9 protein-coding genes and 1 pseudogene are annotated in these 14,823 nt (G+C 74.4%); 4 read left to right on the forward strand and 6 right to left on the reverse strand.

What is annotated here, in order from left to right:
• Nucleotides 1–42 precede the first annotated feature (42 nt).
• A complete protein-coding gene (locus ODJ79_RS30445) occupies nt 43–1,797 on the forward strand; it encodes a GMC oxidoreductase (RefSeq protein ID WP_263027056.1) in 1,755 nt (584 codons plus the stop codon).
• An 8-nt stretch (nt 1,798–1,805) separates the two neighbouring features.
• Here ODJ79_RS30445 and ODJ79_RS30450 read toward each other — a convergent pair whose 3' ends face one another.
• The 3 genes and pseudogenes from ODJ79_RS30450 to ODJ79_RS30460 all read right to left on the reverse strand — a co-directional run bounded on the left by ODJ79_RS30450 (nt 1,806) and on the right by ODJ79_RS30460 (nt 5,106).
• Nucleotides 1,806–2,990 carry an ABC transporter permease gene (locus tag ODJ79_RS30450; protein WP_263027057.1) on the reverse strand — a complete coding sequence of 395 codons (1,185 nt, stop codon included), beginning with the start codon at nt 2,988–2,990 and terminating at the stop codon, nt 1,806–1,808.
• Nucleotides 2,875–3,676 (reverse strand): annotated as a pseudogene (locus tag ODJ79_RS30455) (ABC transporter ATP-binding protein); the annotation flags it as partial. The gene ODJ79_RS30450 and the pseudogene ODJ79_RS30455, both read right to left, overlap by 116 nt.
• Nucleotides 3,673–5,106, reverse strand: coding sequence for an efflux RND transporter periplasmic adaptor subunit (locus ODJ79_RS30460; RefSeq protein WP_411267386.1), 1,434 nt, complete (start codon nt 5,104–5,106; stop codon nt 3,673–3,675). The gene ODJ79_RS30460 and the pseudogene ODJ79_RS30455, both read right to left, overlap by 4 nt.
• Before the next feature lie 125 nt (nt 5,107–5,231).
• Between ODJ79_RS30460 and ODJ79_RS30465 the strand changes: the two genes are divergently transcribed.
• A complete protein-coding gene (locus ODJ79_RS30465; protein WP_263027059.1) occupies nt 5,232–5,405 on the forward strand; it encodes a hypothetical protein in 174 nt (57 codons plus the stop codon).
• A gap of 48 nt (nt 5,406–5,453) precedes the next feature.
• Here ODJ79_RS30465 and ODJ79_RS30470 read toward each other — a convergent pair whose 3' ends face one another.
• Both ODJ79_RS30470 and ODJ79_RS30475 read right to left on the reverse strand, forming a co-directional pair.
• Entirely contained in the window at nt 5,454–6,209 is a 756-nt protein-coding gene (locus ODJ79_RS30470; RefSeq protein ID WP_263027060.1) for a L,D-transpeptidase family protein, read from the reverse strand.
• 147 nt (nt 6,210–6,356) lie between these two features.
• Nucleotides 6,357–6,968: a CAP domain-containing protein gene (locus ODJ79_RS30475; RefSeq protein WP_263027061.1), complete on the reverse strand. Its 612-nt coding sequence runs from the start codon at nt 6,966–6,968 to the stop codon at nt 6,357–6,359.
• A 304-nt stretch (nt 6,969–7,272) separates the two neighbouring features.
• Here ODJ79_RS30475 and ODJ79_RS30480 point away from each other — a divergent pair, with 304 nt between their 5' ends.
• Both ODJ79_RS30480 and ODJ79_RS30485 read left to right on the forward strand, forming a co-directional pair.
• The gene (locus ODJ79_RS30480; RefSeq protein WP_263027062.1) at nt 7,273–8,679 is read left to right on the forward strand and encodes an acyltransferase family protein; all 1,407 of its coding nucleotides are present in this window, start codon (nt 7,273–7,275) and stop codon (nt 8,677–8,679) included.
• Between the two features lie 92 nt (nt 8,680–8,771).
• On the forward strand, nt 8,772–9,638 hold the full coding sequence (locus ODJ79_RS30485) for an EamA family transporter (RefSeq protein WP_263027063.1): 867 nt from the start codon (nt 8,772–8,774) through the stop codon (nt 9,636–9,638).
• An 18-nt stretch (nt 9,639–9,656) separates the two neighbouring features.
• Here the strand turns inward: ODJ79_RS30485 and ODJ79_RS30490 are convergent, their stop codons facing one another.
• Entirely contained in the window at nt 9,657–14,792 is a 5,136-nt protein-coding gene (locus tag ODJ79_RS30490; protein WP_263027064.1) for a hypothetical protein, read from the reverse strand.
• Nucleotides 14,793–14,823: the final 31 nt, after the last annotated feature.

Genomic DNA, 14,823 nt, shown 5'->3' on the forward strand with positions numbered 1-14,823 from the left:
TCTAGGACAGCGCTTCCGGCTCCGTTCTGGTGCGGTGGGCTCATGCCTGAGGTGCGCTTCTTCACCGAGCTCCATCCGCCCGACGAGTCCGTGGTCATCCGGGCCGCCGATGATGCCTGGGCCGAGGATCGTCCCGGGGTCTTCGAGGACGGCGCGTGGCGGTTCGTCCTCGACGACGCCGGCCCCTTCGAGTTCAAGTTCGTGCTGGACGGCACGTGGATGGACGGGCCGAACCTCGGCCTGCCGGCCGGCGACGGGCCCTTCGACTTCGGCGACGACGTCGTGCGCTTCAACCCGATGCCGGCAGTGCTCACCGAGAACTCGCGGGTCCAGTCGCTGATCTTCCGGCCCAATCATGACGAGCAGCACGGGTACGACGTGATCGTGGTCGGTTCGGGGATGGGCGGCGGGCTCCTCGCCGACCAGCTCAGCGACGCGGGCGCCGACGTGCTCGTGCTGGAGGCGGGGTCGTACCTGTTCCCCACGCACGTGGCCAACCTGCCGCGGCGGCTGCGGATCGGGCGGTTCGACAAGAACGTCTGGGGGCTTTACCCGGACTTCAGCTTCGCCAACTACGTGAACGTGCCGGGGTCGTACTTCGGCGGGGCGCAGGCCTTCAACCTGGGCGGGCGGTCGGTGTTCTGGGGCGGGCTGATCCCGCGGATGGGCGCCTGGGAGCTCTCCGCATGGCCGGCGCCGGTCCGCGACTATCTGCTGAGCACCGGGTACCGGCTGGCCGAGGACGCGCTCAACCGGAACGGTCCGCTCGGGTCCACCTACCAGCAGGACGTCAAGCAGCACCTGTCGGCCCTGCTGCCGGAGTACGACCATCTCGACGCACCGGTGGCCGTGCAGTATCAGGGATACACCCCGCTCTCCATTCCCGGCGGCATGTTCTCCACGGCGGATCTGCTCGCCGAGGACCGGCTGGTCGACGATCCGGGCACCAGGCTGCCGACGATCAACCTGAACCACGCCGTTCAGCGGGTGCTGCACGCCGGCGGGCGGGTCACCGGGGTGGACTGTTACGACCTGCTCGGGCGGCGGCAGCGCCAGTATCGGGCGGACACGGTCGTGCTGAGCGCCGGGACCATCGAGTCGGCGAAGATCGCGTTGCAGTCGGGGCTGGCCGACCCGGCCGGGCTGATCGGGTGGGGGATCACCGACCACCCGATCCGGTACACGCACTTCTCCCTCCCGGCCGGATCGCCGTGGGCCGACGCGTCGTCGTCGGCGAAGGTCTGGTCGCGACATCGGGACACGTCGGAGGATCGGCACTCGTACAACGTCGTGCTGGAACTGGGTGCGGACTTCAACCAGGGCCGCTACATAGATCCGGACAACCTGCGACGGCATCGCGAGCAGAAGGGCGATGCGACCCTCGGCGAGGTCGTCTTCCTGTTCCACGCCCCGCTGGTGCCGGCCAACCGGGTGTCGCTGACCGGCCCGCCGCATCTGCCGGTGCAGGTCGACGTCCAGCCGGCCCCGCTGCCGGGCGCTCTGCAGGACGAGGTGGCGGGCATCGGCAAGCACATCCTGGACGGGTTCGGGGCGCAGGCGATCGTGGGCGAGAACCTCGATCTGGCCACCGCCAAGCTGGGCGGGGTGGCGCACGAGGTCGGCACGCTGCGGATGGCGGATGCGGGGGCCGGGGTGGTCGACGCCGACCTGCGGTTCCTCGCGTACGACAATCTGTATGCCTGCGACAACTCGGTCTTTCCCACGTCGCCCGCCGCGAATCCGACGCTGACGCTGGCCGCCCTCGCCCTCCGGCTGGCCCGGCACCTGACCGGCTGACGGTCGTCCTACTCGGTGCGCAGGGCCACGACCGGGTCCAGGCGGCCGGCTCGCTGCGCCGGGATCACGCCGAAGATGATGCCGACCGCCGCGGAGACGCCGAAGGCCAGGGCAAGGGACCACCAGGTGATCGCGGCGGGGACCGGGGAGAGGCGGTCCACCAGCACAGCGGTGGTGATGCCCAGGGCCATGCCGAGGACGCCGCCGATCGTGGTGAGCAGCACCGCCTCCAGCAGGAACTGGACGCCGATGTCGCGGGGCCGGGCGCCCACCGCCTTGCGGAGTCCGATCTCCTTGGTGCGTTCGCGGACCGAGACCAGCATGATGTTGGAGACGCCCACGCCGCCCACCAGCAGGCTGATCCCCGCGATCGCGGCCAGCACCCCGGTCAGCACGCCCAGGATGGAGCCGAGCACGCCGAGGATCTGCTCCTGGGTGACCGCGCTGAAGTCGGTGTCGGGGTGGCGTTTGACCAGGGTGGCGACCACCGACGCGCAGAGCTGGTCGATGGTGTCCCGGTCGGGGGCCCGGATCGCCAGGGCGTCGATGCGGTCGGTGCCGAGCAGGCGCTGAGCGGCGGTGACCGGGACGTGGATCTCGCCGTCCCGGTCCACGCCCAGGCTCTGGCCCAGCGGCTCGAAGGTGCCGATCACGCGGAACCGGACGCCGCCGACGGTGATCTGGCGGCCGATCGGGTCGCGCTCGCCGAACAACTGCCGGGCGATGCCGGCGCCGAGCACCGCCACCCGGCGGCCGGTGGTGACGTCGGTACGGGTCAGGTAGGCGCCGCGGTTCAGGTGGCGGACGAAGACGCCGGGCGTGGTCTCGAGGACGCCCTGCATGCTGGCGTACGCGGCCCGGTCGCCGGCCCGGACGGTCTCGCCGGAGCTGACCGTCACGGCAACCCGGGAGCGGTCGCCGACCACGCGGGTGACCGCGTCCACGTCGTCGAGGCTCAGCGGGGACGAGGTGGGGGCGGCGCCCGGGTCGAGGCGGCCCGGCACGACGATCAGCAGATTGGAGCCGAGGCCCTCCACCTGGCGCTCGATCAGGTGCTTGGTGCCGGTGCCGATGGAGACCAGGGCCACCACCGCGCCGACTCCGATGATCACCCCGAGCATGGTGAGGACGCTGCGCAGCCGGTTGGCTCGCAGGGCGTCGATGGCTACCCGCCACGCCTCGGCCAGTCTCACGGGACGATCAGCCCATCCTTCATGACGATCTGGCGGCGGGCGCGGGCGGCCACGTCCCGGTCGTGGGTGACCAGCACGACCGCGACGCCGTCGGCGTTGAGCGACTCGAGCAGTTCGAGGACCGAGGCGCCGGTGGCCGAGTCGAGGTTGCCGGTGGGCTCGTCGGCCAGCAGCACCGAGGGGCCGGTGACCAGGGCGCGGGCGATCGCCACCCGTTGTTGCTCGCCGCCGGACATCTGGTTGGGACGGTGGTCGAGGCGGTGGCCGAGGCCGACCCGCGCCAGCATCGCGGCGGCGCGTTCCCGGCGTTCGCGCCGGCCGGTGCCGCGGTAGACCAGTGGGAGCGCCACGTTGTCCCGGGCGGTGGTGCGGGCCAGCAGGTGGAACGACTGGAAGACGAACCCGATCGTCTCGTTGCGCAGCCGGGCCATCTCGGCGGGCGAGAGGGTGGCGACGTCACGGCCGCCGATCAGCAGCTGTCCGCTGGTCGGGCGGTCGAGGGCGCCGAGCAGGTGCATCAGCGTCGACTTGCCGGAGCCGGAGGTGCCGACGATCGCGACGTAGTCGCCGGCCGAGACGGTCAGCGACACCCCGCGCAGCGCGGGCACGGACACGCCGTCGAGCTCGTACGAGCGGGCGACGCCGGCGGCGACGATCGCGGGCGCCGGACCGGTGATCGTGGTCATGAGGCCTTGTCGCCCGCGTGGACCTGATCGGCGCCGGCCACCACGATCCGCTGCCCGGCCGTCACGCCCGAGGTCACCTGCACGACGTCCTCGCCCTGCACGCCCAGCTCGACCGGCACCCGCCGGTACCGGCCGTCCCGCACCGCCCACACCGTGTCCTGCCCGTCGGCGTTGACGATCGCCGAGGCCGGTACGGTCACCGCGCCGGTCGCCTGCCGCACCTGCAGGCGCACCACGGCGCTCATGCCGGGCCGCGGGGTCGGCGTGCCGGCGGCCAGGTCGAGCCGGATCCGGTAGGAGACGCCGCCGCGGGCGGAGGTGGTCGGGAGCAGGTCGATCGCGCGTACGGTCGCCCGGTAGGTCACGCCGGAGGCCGCGTCGAGCTCGACGGTCGCCGTCACGCCCGGCTTGACCAGCAGCACGTCGGTCTCGTCGACCTCGGCGACCAGGCCCAGCCGGCTCACGTCGACGATGGTGGCGATCGGGGTGCCCGCCGCCACGTAGGCGCCCTGCGGCACCGCCTCGTCGACGCCGGGCAGGCCGGTGGTCGTGGCGGGGGCGGCCGGAGCGGCGCCGCCCGCGGACGCCGAGGAGATCAGGTCGCTCAGCGAGGTGCCGCCGCCGGTGGCGGCGCCGCCCAGCTGCACCACGCCGGCGACGGGGGCGCGCAGCGTCAGCGCGTCCACGGCGGCCTGCGCCAGGTCGTACGCCTGCTGGGCCTGCAGCCGCTGGGCGGTGGCGAGCGCGCCGACCGCCGCGCCGAGCGACGCCACGCCGCGCTGGACCGAGCGCAGGGCCGCGGCGGCGGTCGCCGAGGCCGCCCGGTATTGCTGCTCGGCCGCATCCACCTGTTTGAGCAGCACGGCCTTGGTCCGCGGGTCGGCGACCTGGCCGGCGGCGGCGCGGGCGTCGTCGAACGCCGAGGCGGCCTGCTTGTCGGTGCGCTTGCGGACCGCGGTGTAGCCGGCCAGGCTCACCGTGGGCGTGCCACCGCCGCGGGACGCCTGGTCGAGGGCCTTCGCGGCGGCGTCGCGGCGGGCGACCAGCTCGGGCGAGTCGATGACGGCCACCACGTCGCCCTTGCGGACCTGGTCGCCGGCCTCGACCCGCAGGTCGGTCAGGGTGCCGGCGGCGGGGGCGCTGAGCGTGGCGGCGGAGCGGGCGGTGACCGAGCCGGGCGCCTCGACGATCTCGCTGACCGTGCCGGTGGTGGCCGCGCCCACCGTGACGCCCTTGTCCTCGTTGTCGCACGCGGCCGCGGCGAGGGTGATCAGCGTGACGATGCCGAGCGCGAGAACGCCCGGCCGGAGCCGGGCGCGGGCGGGCCGTGGAGCGCGGTAAGGGGCTTCGCGAAGCACGGACGCCACTCTATGCCGCACGGCTCGGCGGCATCGGCGACGCTCGCTTCGACCGCGTCGGACGTCCGACATCGCGGGGGACAAACCGGTCGATGCCGCATTTGCCCCTTGACCCGCGGCCGCACCCTGGGTGAACCGTCCCCCGATCCCGGCACGTATCCCCTTGGCAACGTGAACCGTGAAGGACGTGAAGCGCAATGCAGCGAGCCGACGAACTGACCGTGGTGCACCACGACGACAGCGTGAGCCGGTTCCTCGACGTGACCTACACCCTCGGGCGGGACGGCCTGCGGCTGATCACCGGGGACGGCGCCGAGCGCCATTTCCCCAGGCACGAGGTGCTGACCACGCACGCACGTCGCCGCGCGTGAAGCAAAACGGCGCCCGGGGTCCGGGCGCCGTTCAACCCTTGATCACGATCAGGTACCGGGGCGACGCCCGAACACCTTCACCGTCGAGCCGATCTTCCCGATGCCGTAGTACGCCTTCGCGTCCTGCTGCAGCAGGTTGACGCAGCCGTGCGAACCCCGCCACTTGTCGTGGATGTAGGTGGTGGTCTGGTGGAACCCGCGACCGCCGACGAATCGCTGCCAGTACGGCAGCCAGACGTGGTACGGGTTCGACCACTCCTTTGCGGTCCGCTTATTGATCTTGAAGGTGCCGGCCGGCGTGCGGTAGCCCTTCATGCCGGTCCGGGTGATCGTCGGCTTGAGGTACACCTTGCCGTTCTTCATCACCCACGTGGTCTGGTGGGTGAGGTCGACGCAGAAGGTGACCCCGGACGACTTCGCCTTGCAGGCCGACGTGTTCGTCGACGCGAGCCGCTGAGCCACGTCGTACGTCGTCGGGCCGGCCAGTCCCTGGGCCGGCTGGATGCCGAACCGCTTCTGGAACTTCTTGATGGCCGCGCAGTCCGCGGCGGACTGCTTGCCGTCGACGGTGACGGTGCCGTAGCCGCCGAGCTTCTTGAGGTAGCCCTCGACCTGCTTCTGATACTTACCGGTGGCGCACCCCGAGGCTGCCGCCTTCGTCACCACCGTGGTGGTCACGACCTTGGCCGCCGGGGCGGTGCGCACCGCGGCGCCGGCGCCCGAGGGCGTCAGCGCCAGGATGCCCGCGCCGCTCACCAGGGTCGCCAACGCGGCCCCGGCGAGACGGGCGGTAACCCGACTCACTCGCAACTTGGTCCTCCCCAGGACTTGTGTGCGCACATAGAAGCACAGCAAGGCTCGCCGTGGCGTTCGGGGGAACGGCCTTTGGCGCGAATTCGCGAGGAGAATCGGCCCGGTGCCCTGGGAGTTGAGTCAGGTTATGGGGGCAAATCAGGTCATCGGCGTTGCGAAGTCCTGCACCCAGTAGGCGGTGCGGCCGCGGCCGATGGCCAGGCCGATGCCCATCTGATGGAGCCGGCAGTCCAGGATGTTCGCCCGGTGCGGTGCGCTGTGCATCCAGCCGTTGACCACGTCGTACGCGCTGGAGAAGCCGCGGGCGATGTTCTCGCCGTACTGCCGCCAGTGGTAGCCGGCCTTCCGCACCCGGTCGCCGGGGGAGTCGCCGCGCGGGGAGTTGTGCGCGAAGTAGTGGCGGCGGGCCATGTCGGCGGCGTGCAGGTTGGCCACGGCGATCAGCCGCCGGTCCAGCGACAGGGCGCCGCAGCCGGCGCGCCGCCGATTCAGGTTGATCAGGTCGAGCACCCGCTGCTGCATCGGCGCCATCGGGTTGTTCGAGATGTCCGAGTGGGTGACGATCCGGCGGGCGGCGGTCCGCAGGACGGTCGCCGGCGGGCCGGGCGCGGCGCGCTGAGCGGCCTCCGGCAGGGTGGCGCCCGGTAGCTTCGGCGTCACCTGCGCGCCGGCGGTCGTGGCCGCCATGCCCCCCGCGAGCACCAGCGCCGAGGTCGCCGCGGCGACCACCACCAGACGTTTTCTCCGCATGCAGCGATTCCTGTCGATTCGCCGACGCCGGGCGTGTCCGCGGCGCCTTTCGCCAGAGGTCAACGTCACAAACCGGCCACGGTGACCTCCCTCCAAGGTGGCTGCCGCCGGTCACGCACCGTCGTGCGTCGCTGTTTTCTGCCGTACGACCTGGGCAGACGTCCCCGATGCAGGGGAGCAGACGAGTCGCACAATCGCACAGACAATTCGGACACTTCATTCGTTCGCGGTAGGCCTGCGGGGTGTTTCTTGCCGACCGCCAGGACGGTCCCGAAAGACCCTGATCCATCAGTACGGTGCCCCGGTGCGAAATCGTTACCTGGACCTCCTCCGGGCCGCGGCGATCGTCCGGGTGATCGTTTACCACCTCTTCGGCTGGCCCTGGCTGTCCATCGTGCTCCCCGCGATGGGCATCATGTTCGCCCTGGCAGGGTCGCTCACCGCCGCCTCCCTGGAGCGGCGGGCCGGCCGCAGGGTCGTCTACTCCCGGCTGCGCCGGCTGCTGCCGCCACTGTGGCTGCTCGGGCTGATCGTCGTGCCGGTCATGCTGATCATGGGCTGGCGGCAGGAGGTCGGCGGCGAGCACCCGTTCAGCCTGCCCCGGCTGCTGTTCTGGATCTTCCCGGTCGGCGACCCGCCGGGCAGCGACGCGGCGGTCGACGCGTGGGAGCCGCTCTGGTACGTCCGCGCGTACCTCTGGTTCATCCTGCTCTCGCCGTTCCTGTACGCGCTGTACAAGCGGATCGGCTGGGCCGCGGTCGCCCTGCCGCTCGCGCTGATCGTGGTGCTCGACCGGACCGGGCTGACCCTGCCGGCCACCGCCGACGCGGCGATGTGGGACTTCGTGACCTTCGGGGCGTGCTGGATGGCCGGCTTCGCGCACCGCGACGGGCGGCTGCGGCGGCTCCCGGTGTGGGTGGCCTATCCGGTGGCGATCGCGCTCGGGGCGGCGGCGATGTACTACCTCAGCGGGCACCAGGGCGACGACCCGTGGGACCTCAACGACGTCCCCGAGTCGCAGGCGCTGTGGTCGATCGCGTTCGTCCTGATCGTGCTGCGCTGGCAGCCGCCGATGGCCTGGCTGGCCCGGGTCCGGCCGCTGGACCGGCTGGTCACGCTGCTGAACGCGCGGGCGGTCACGGTCTACCTGTGGCACAACATCGCGATCGACGCGGTCTGGCCGATCCTGGCCTTCGTCGCCCTCGACGACCTCGCCGGCCGGCTCGGCGCGGGGGTAGACCTGGTGATGGCGCTGGTGGTGACGCTGATCGCCGTGCTGCTCTTCGGCTGGGCCGAGGACCTGGCGGCCCGGCGCGCGCCGAAGTTGTGGCCGACCGGGTCGCGGGCCTTCGAGAAGGAGGAGATCCCGGAGCCGGCGGACGTGCCGGAGCCGCCGGCGATCGCCTCGGGACGTCCGGATGTCCGCGCGTACGGCGCCGCGGCGGCGATGAGCCCGCGGCCGGGGGCATGGGTGCCGCGGACCGGGTTCTCCGCGCCGCCGGTGGTACCGGGCACCGGCAGCGGCACAGTCCCGTCCGACGGGCGGCACACGGCGACCGGCGACGGCGACGACCGGAACGTCACGCTGGGGCTGCCGGTGGCCGGGCGGCGGGCGAGCCGGTCCGAACAGCCGCTGGTCGGGGAGGTGCTCGACGCGCCCGGCGACCGGCCGGACTGGTTCCGGCCCGGGCTGGGCCGGCCGGGTCAGTGACTGTCGTACCCCCGGTGTAGGAAGGGTGAGCGGGCGCACCATATCGGGTGCCCCCGCCCATCGCTCCTTACCGACGTCGGAGACTCGGGGACATGAGACGGCTCGAGCTGCCCGCACCGCTGCTGGTGCTGGCGTCGATCACCTCGGTGCAGTTCGGCAGCGCCGTGGCGACGACGCTCTTCGACGATCTCGGCGCGGCCGGCGTCACGCTGCTGCGGCTGGCCATCGCGGCCGTGGTGATCGCGGTCTTCGCCCGGCCCCGGCTGCGCGACTGGACGGGCGCCGCCTGGCGGGCCGCCGCCGTGCTCGGCGTCGTCATGGCGGGGATGAACCTGATCTTTTATCTGGCCCTGCGCACCGTCCCGCTCGGCATCGCGGTCACCGTCGAGTTCCTCGGGCCGCTGCTGCTCGCGCTGGTGCAGACCCGCCGGGTGCTCGACCTGTTCTGGGCGCTGCTGGCCGGGGCCGGGGTGGTGCTGCTCGGCACGGCCGGCGGCGGCTCGGCCCCGCTCGGCGGGCTCCTGCTGGCGTTCCTGGCCGGCCTCTGCTGGGCGGGCTACATCGTGTTCAGCGCCAAGCTCGGCGGCCTGGTCCCCGGCACCGGCGGGCTCGCCGTGTCGCTCGCCGTCGCCGCCCTGCTGGTGCTGCCGTTCGGTGCACCCGGCGCCGGTGCGGTGCTGAGCCGGCCGAGCCTGCTGATCGGCGCCACGGCCGTTGCCCTGCTCTCCTCGGTCTTCTCGTACGGGCTCGAGATCAACGCGCTGCGCCGCATCCCGACCCGGGTCTTCGGCATCCTGATGAGCCTCGAACCGGCCGCCGCCGCGATCGCCGGGCTGCTCATTCTCGGCCAGCGGCTGGACGCCGTCGAGGTGATCGCGCTGCTGCTGGTGACGCTGGCCAGCGCCGGCGTGACGATGGGCGGCCAGCGGCGGGAGGAGCCGGTTCCCGAGCACGTCTGAGCGAAGCCGCCCGGGGTGTCAGCGCGGCTTGACGATCCGCCGCTCCGCGGTGATCTCGTCGAAGGCGTCCGGCGCCTTCCCGCCCTTCTCCGGCGGGATGATCTCCCGCAGCTCGCGGGGGTACGGTCCCCAGCCGTCGCGCAGCACGTGGATGTAGACGGCCTCGAGGCAGACCCCGATCCGCTCGGCCAACTCCTGGTCGTCCGGCCGCCCGAGGCGTACCGCCTTCGCGAAGTGGTCCAGCGCCTCCATCTGCCGGCCCTGGTCGAAGCAGCACCGCCCGGCGTTCTCGTGCACCACGCTGCGCAGCGTCTCCGGGACCCGGGCGGCGGCGGCCTTCGCGAACAGCCGGTCCGCCTCGGTGAAGTCCCCGCGCAGGCGAAGGATGTGAGCCAGCTCCGCCTGGGCGATCACCATCGACTGCACGTCCCGCGCCGACTCCGCGTGGGCGAGCGCCAGCCGGCTCGCGGCGGCGGCCATGCCCAGCTCCCCGAGCAGCCGGTAGACCTCGGCCCGCACGCTGAGCAGCCCCGCCTTGGCCACGTTGTCGACCTCGTCGGCGAGCGGCCCGTCGAGCCGTTCGCCCAGCTCGCGCAGCGCGTCCTTGTCGTCGACCACCTCGCGCAGCGTCCCGCCGTCGAGCCGCCACCGGATCGCGTCCAGATCCGCGGCCGCCAGCGCCGCCGGCGGTTTGCCGGGCTCCGCGGCGTCCTTGTCGAACACCGGCTCCGGCCCCGGGATCAGCGACAGCGCCGCCATCCGCTCCGCGACCTCGGCCCGCACGGTGGCGGCGTCCGGCGGCCGGTTGCGGTTCTCCCATTCCTTGCCGGTACGCGTCGCGTCGTCCGCGCCGGTCTCCGCCCGATCCACAGCAGACTCGGCGCCGGCCGGCCCGCCCTGGGCGTCGTCCCCGGCAGTCGGTTCGGTCTCGATCGCCACACCGTTCAGCAGCCCGGCGAGGTCCAGGTTGAGGACCACCCCGCTCTCGGCCTCGTCCCGGGCCGCGTCCTCGGCGGCGGCCTCGGTCGCCGGCTCGGGAGCGTCCTCCTTGGGCGCCGTGAACCACTTCCCGCCGAACTCGGTGTCCGCGGTCCGCTTCGGCTCCGGATCCGGCCCGGACACCTCCAGCCGTGCGATCGGCCGAAGGTTGTGCAGAGTCCCGTCCGGATCCATGTAGGGAGCCGCGTGCGCCCCCGGCCGAGGATCCGCCGTAGCTTTCGCCTCGCCGGGGGTCGGCTCGCCCTGCTCCGGCGCGCCGTGCCGCCCATCGGCAGGTGGCTTCCCATCGGTGGGAGTCCACCCGTCGGCGGGCGCCGGCCCGTCGGTGGGTTGCCGCCCCTCGGCCGGTGTCTGCCTCTCGGTCGGTGTCTGCCTCTCGGTCGGTGTCTGCCTCTCGGTCGGTGTCTGCCTCTCGGTCGGTGTCTGCCCCTCGGCCGGTGGCTGCCCCTCGGCCGGTGGGCGCGTCATCGGTACGCCGACGCTCCGGTCGGGCCGGGCGCCCGACGGCGCGCTGATCGGTGCGGACGCGAGCGAGGTCGGCCGGGGCGGCGTCGCGGGAGCTTGGCGGGGCGGTGCACCCTCCGCCGCCGGGTCGGCCCAGCCCGTGGCCGGCTGCGGCGCGGCCTGTGCCGGACCCGTCGGCCACTGACCCGGCACCTGCCCGGCGGCCGGTGACACCGGCCGCGACTGCCCAGGCCGCGGCTGTCCGGGCTGCGGCTGTCCGGGCTGCGGCTGTCCGGGCTGCGGCTGTCCGGGCTGCGGCTGTCCGGGCTGCGGCTGGTCGGGACGCGGAGAGTCGGCGGCCGGACGCCGCCCGGCACGTGGCATCTCGGCGGGGACGGTCGGTCGGCCGGCGGCCGGCGAGACCGGTGTGTCGGCCGACTGTCCGGGCGCTCGGGGCGGGGGAGACGCCACTCCCGGCATTCCCGAGGACGCGGCGGGCCGCACGGTGTCCGGCGCCGCGGGCCTCGGAGTGGACGGCTGCTCCGCCGCGGCAGGCGGCACCACCGGCGGCGCAACGGGCGCGGACGGCGCTGCCGCGGGTGGCACTGCCGTCGGCGGCGTAAAGGCGGCGGGCGGAACCGCGGCGGGTGGCACCGCCGTCGGCGGCGCAAAGGCAGCGGGCGGAACCGCGGCGGGCGGAACCGGCGCAGGACGCGTCGCCGCCGGGGGCACGTTGGCGGGTGGTGTGCCGCCGGGCGCCACCGGGTTGGGGCGTGCCGCGGCCGGGGGCACGGTGGCGGGCGGCACCGTGCCGGCATGGGTCGCCGCCGGGGGCAGCGTCGCCGGCGGGACGGCGGCGGGCGGGACGGGGTCGAGACCGGTGCGCGGCAGGTTCGGAGACATCGGCCGGGACAGGCCACTGACCGGCTCGGCGGCCGGCGGGGCATCGTCCGGAACCATCGACCACGGGCCGTCGCCCTCGGTGAGCATCACGTGCGCGGTGCGCGGGCTGCGCCGGGGGCGGCCGTCCGGGTGGGTGAGCCGGGTACCGGTGTCCGACACGCCCTGCTCGGGCGAGCCCAGGCGGCTGCCGCTGTCGGCGGGCGAGCCGGGCACGCCGAGCCGGGTGCCGGTGTCCCCGGGCGGCGGACGCATCAGCCGCGAGCCGGTCTCGCCGGGCTGCTGCGGCCGCGTCAGGCGAGAGCCGGTCTCGCCGGGGTGCTGTGGCCGCTCCACACGGGAGCCGGTCTCGCCAGGGTGTTGTGGCCGTTCCAGGCGGGAGCCGGTCTCGCCGGGCTGCTGCGGCCGGATCAGGCGGGAGCCGGTCTCGCCGGGCTGCGGCGGCCGGATCAGGCGGGAGCCGGTCTCCGCCGGGGAACCGTCCTGCGGCGGCATCCCCGCGCCGGACTCCGGCGGGCGCCGCAAGGCGGCCGGGTCCAGACGGATCGGGCGCTGGCCGGGCGGAGTCTGCGGTCCCGCGGCGGCCGGAGCGATCGGCGGCCGGCCGGGCGGGGACTGCGGACCCGCGGCCGGAGCGATCGGCGGCTGGCTCGCCGGCGGCTGGCCGGCCGGGCTCGGGGTAACCGTCGGTGGCGGGATCACCCGCGCGGCGGGGACGGCCGGGTTGGTGCCGACCACCCGGGGCGCGTCGCCGGGCTCGGCCTTCTTGACCACGCGTGGGGCGGGCGGCGGCTCCTCGCGGCTGATGACCCGGGTCGGGGTGGGCGGGGGCGCCTTGCTGAGCACGCGCGGGCCGTCGCCGTCCGGGCGCTCTTCGTCGTCCTGGTCCTGGTCGTCGGGCCGGGCACGGTCGGCCGCCGGGGCTTCCGGCTGCGGGCGGTGGTCGGTGAGGTCGGCCGTCGACCCGGCCGGGGGCTCGTCGTTCCAGGTGGCCTCGCCCTCGATGTCCCAGGAGGTGACCCGTTCGCGGTCGTCCTCCCAGCGCGGACTCCCGGCCCATGCGGCCTGATCGTCCGGGCGGGGCTCGGGCCGGCGGCGCGTCTCGTTCTCGGACCAGCCGGTGCCGCCGACCGGGCCGAAGCCCTGGTCGTAGTCGCCCGGTGCGGTGACCGGCGGCGCGTCCGGGCGCCGGTCGCGACGACGCTCGTCGTACTCGACGTAGCCGGCGGCGCGTCCGGCCGACAGGTCGTCGGCGTCCGGGTCCCAGAAGGCGGTGCGGCCGGTCGGGCGGGGCGAGTCCGACCAGGCGTCGGGGTCGGCGCGGCGGGTGCGCGGGTCACCGACCGGACGCTGCTGCCGCGGGTCGGTGCTGTCGAGCTCGTCGCGGGAGCGGCGGCCGCGCGGGTCCGGGCCGCTCGCCGGGCGCCGCATCCGGGAGTCGGTGATGTCCAGCTCGGCGTCGACCGGCCGGCGTCCGCGGGGACGGCCGTCCCCCCTCGAACCCGGGCGGCCCTGCTCGGGGCCCGCCTCGTCGGCCCAGCGCCGGCCGTCGTCGGCGCGGCGGGGGTTGCCGGGGGCGTCTGTCCAGCGCTGACCGTCGCCGGCCGGGCGCCGGTCGTCGGGTCGCCGGTAGAGGTCGCTCGCGGACGGCTCGGGCACCCGGGCGCGCCCGCTCGCGGCGGCCTCGTCCTCGCGCCGGCCGGGCTGCTCGGCCGGGCCGCCACGCCACGGCCGGCCGTCGCGCTGGTCCGCGCCGCGCTCCATCTGCCCCGCGCGTGCCGCCATGTCCCGCCCGGCCTGCCCGCCTCGCGGATCGATCCCACCCGGCTGCGGCATCCGCTGGCCCGGCTGCGGTGCCCGCTGACCCGGCTGGGGCGCGCGCTGACCTGGCTGCGGTGCCCGCTGACCCGGCTGGGGCGCGCGCTGACCTGGCTGCGGCATCCGCTGACCCGGCTGCGGTGCCCGCTGACCTGGCTGCGGTGCCCGCTGACCCGGCTGGGGCGCGTGCTGACCTGGCTGCGGTGCCCGCTGACCCGGCTGGGGCGCGTGCTGACCTGGCTGCGGTGCCCGCTGACCTGGCTGCGGTGCGTGCTGGCCCGGCTGCGGCGCGCGCCCGGGCGGGGCGGCCTCGGGCGGGGCAAGCCGCGCATCCGGGCCACTTCGGACATCGCGCGGGCCGGCCTTCGCCTCCGCGCCCCGGCCCTTCTTCCGGTCCGCCTTGCGCGACTCGGCCTCCGCCGCCTCCTGCGCCTGCTTGCGCCGCAGCCATCCCTTGCGCTGCGGTTTCGGCTCCTCGGGCGGGTCGACCCGGGTGGTGGTCTGCGGGCCGTGCCCGTACGCCTCGAGGTCGCGGTGGTCGAACGGCTCGTCGATGTCGTCCTTGAAGTTGCCGAACCGGTCGTCGCGCCGGCCGGCGAGGTCGCCGGTGCTGCTCATCGGGAAGTCCGGCGCGTCGAAGTCGGCGCCCAGCTCCGGCCGGTTCAGGTCGACGTCGGCGAGATCGCCGGCCAGGTTGGGCACCGACGTGTCCACCGGCGCGAAGTCGGGGTCGTCCAGCCAGCTCGGCCGCTGCCCGTCGAAGACGGCCTGCGGCCGGGACGGTCCGGGCGGGGTGTTACCCGCGGCACGTCGCTGCCGGCGGGCGGCCAGCTCGTCGACCGGCTCGTCGGGGTTGCCGGGCCGCCGGGTCGGAATCACCGCGTCCGGCGCGGTCCGCTTCGTGTATTGGCGTTCTTGAACGACTGCCGTATTCGGCATGATGGAATACTCGGAGTATTCCTCTTCCCAGTATTCGTCGTCCTCGTAGCTCATGCGGCGGCCCCGCGGGCGGGCAGGCGGCGAT

This window comes from Actinoplanes sp. KI2 (assembly GCF_025630775.1).
GTDB lineage: Bacteria > Actinomycetota > Actinomycetes > Mycobacteriales > Micromonosporaceae > Actinoplanes.

What these genes read in the sequence shown, in the direction of transcription:
- ODJ79_RS30490 (WP_263027064.1), bottom strand. Translation starts at nt 14,792, where the DNA reads ATGAGCTACGAGGACGACGAATACTGGGAAGAGGAATACTCCGAGTAT.
- ODJ79_RS30445 (WP_263027056.1), top strand. Translation starts at nt 43, where the DNA reads ATGCCTGAGGTGCGCTTCTTCACCGAGCTCCATCCGCCCGACGAGTCC.
- ODJ79_RS30475 (WP_263027061.1), bottom strand. Translation starts at nt 6,968, where the DNA reads ATGCGGAGAAAACGTCTGGTGGTGGTCGCCGCGGCGACCTCGGCGCTG.
- ODJ79_RS30460 (WP_411267386.1), bottom strand. Translation starts at nt 5,106, where the DNA reads ATGTCGGACGTCCGACGCGGTCGAAGCGAGCGTCGCCGATGCCGCCGA.
- ODJ79_RS30465 (WP_263027059.1), top strand. Translation starts at nt 5,232, where the DNA reads ATGCAGCGAGCCGACGAACTGACCGTGGTGCACCACGACGACAGCGTG.
- ODJ79_RS30485 (WP_263027063.1), top strand. Translation starts at nt 8,772, where the DNA reads ATGAGACGGCTCGAGCTGCCCGCACCGCTGCTGGTGCTGGCGTCGATC.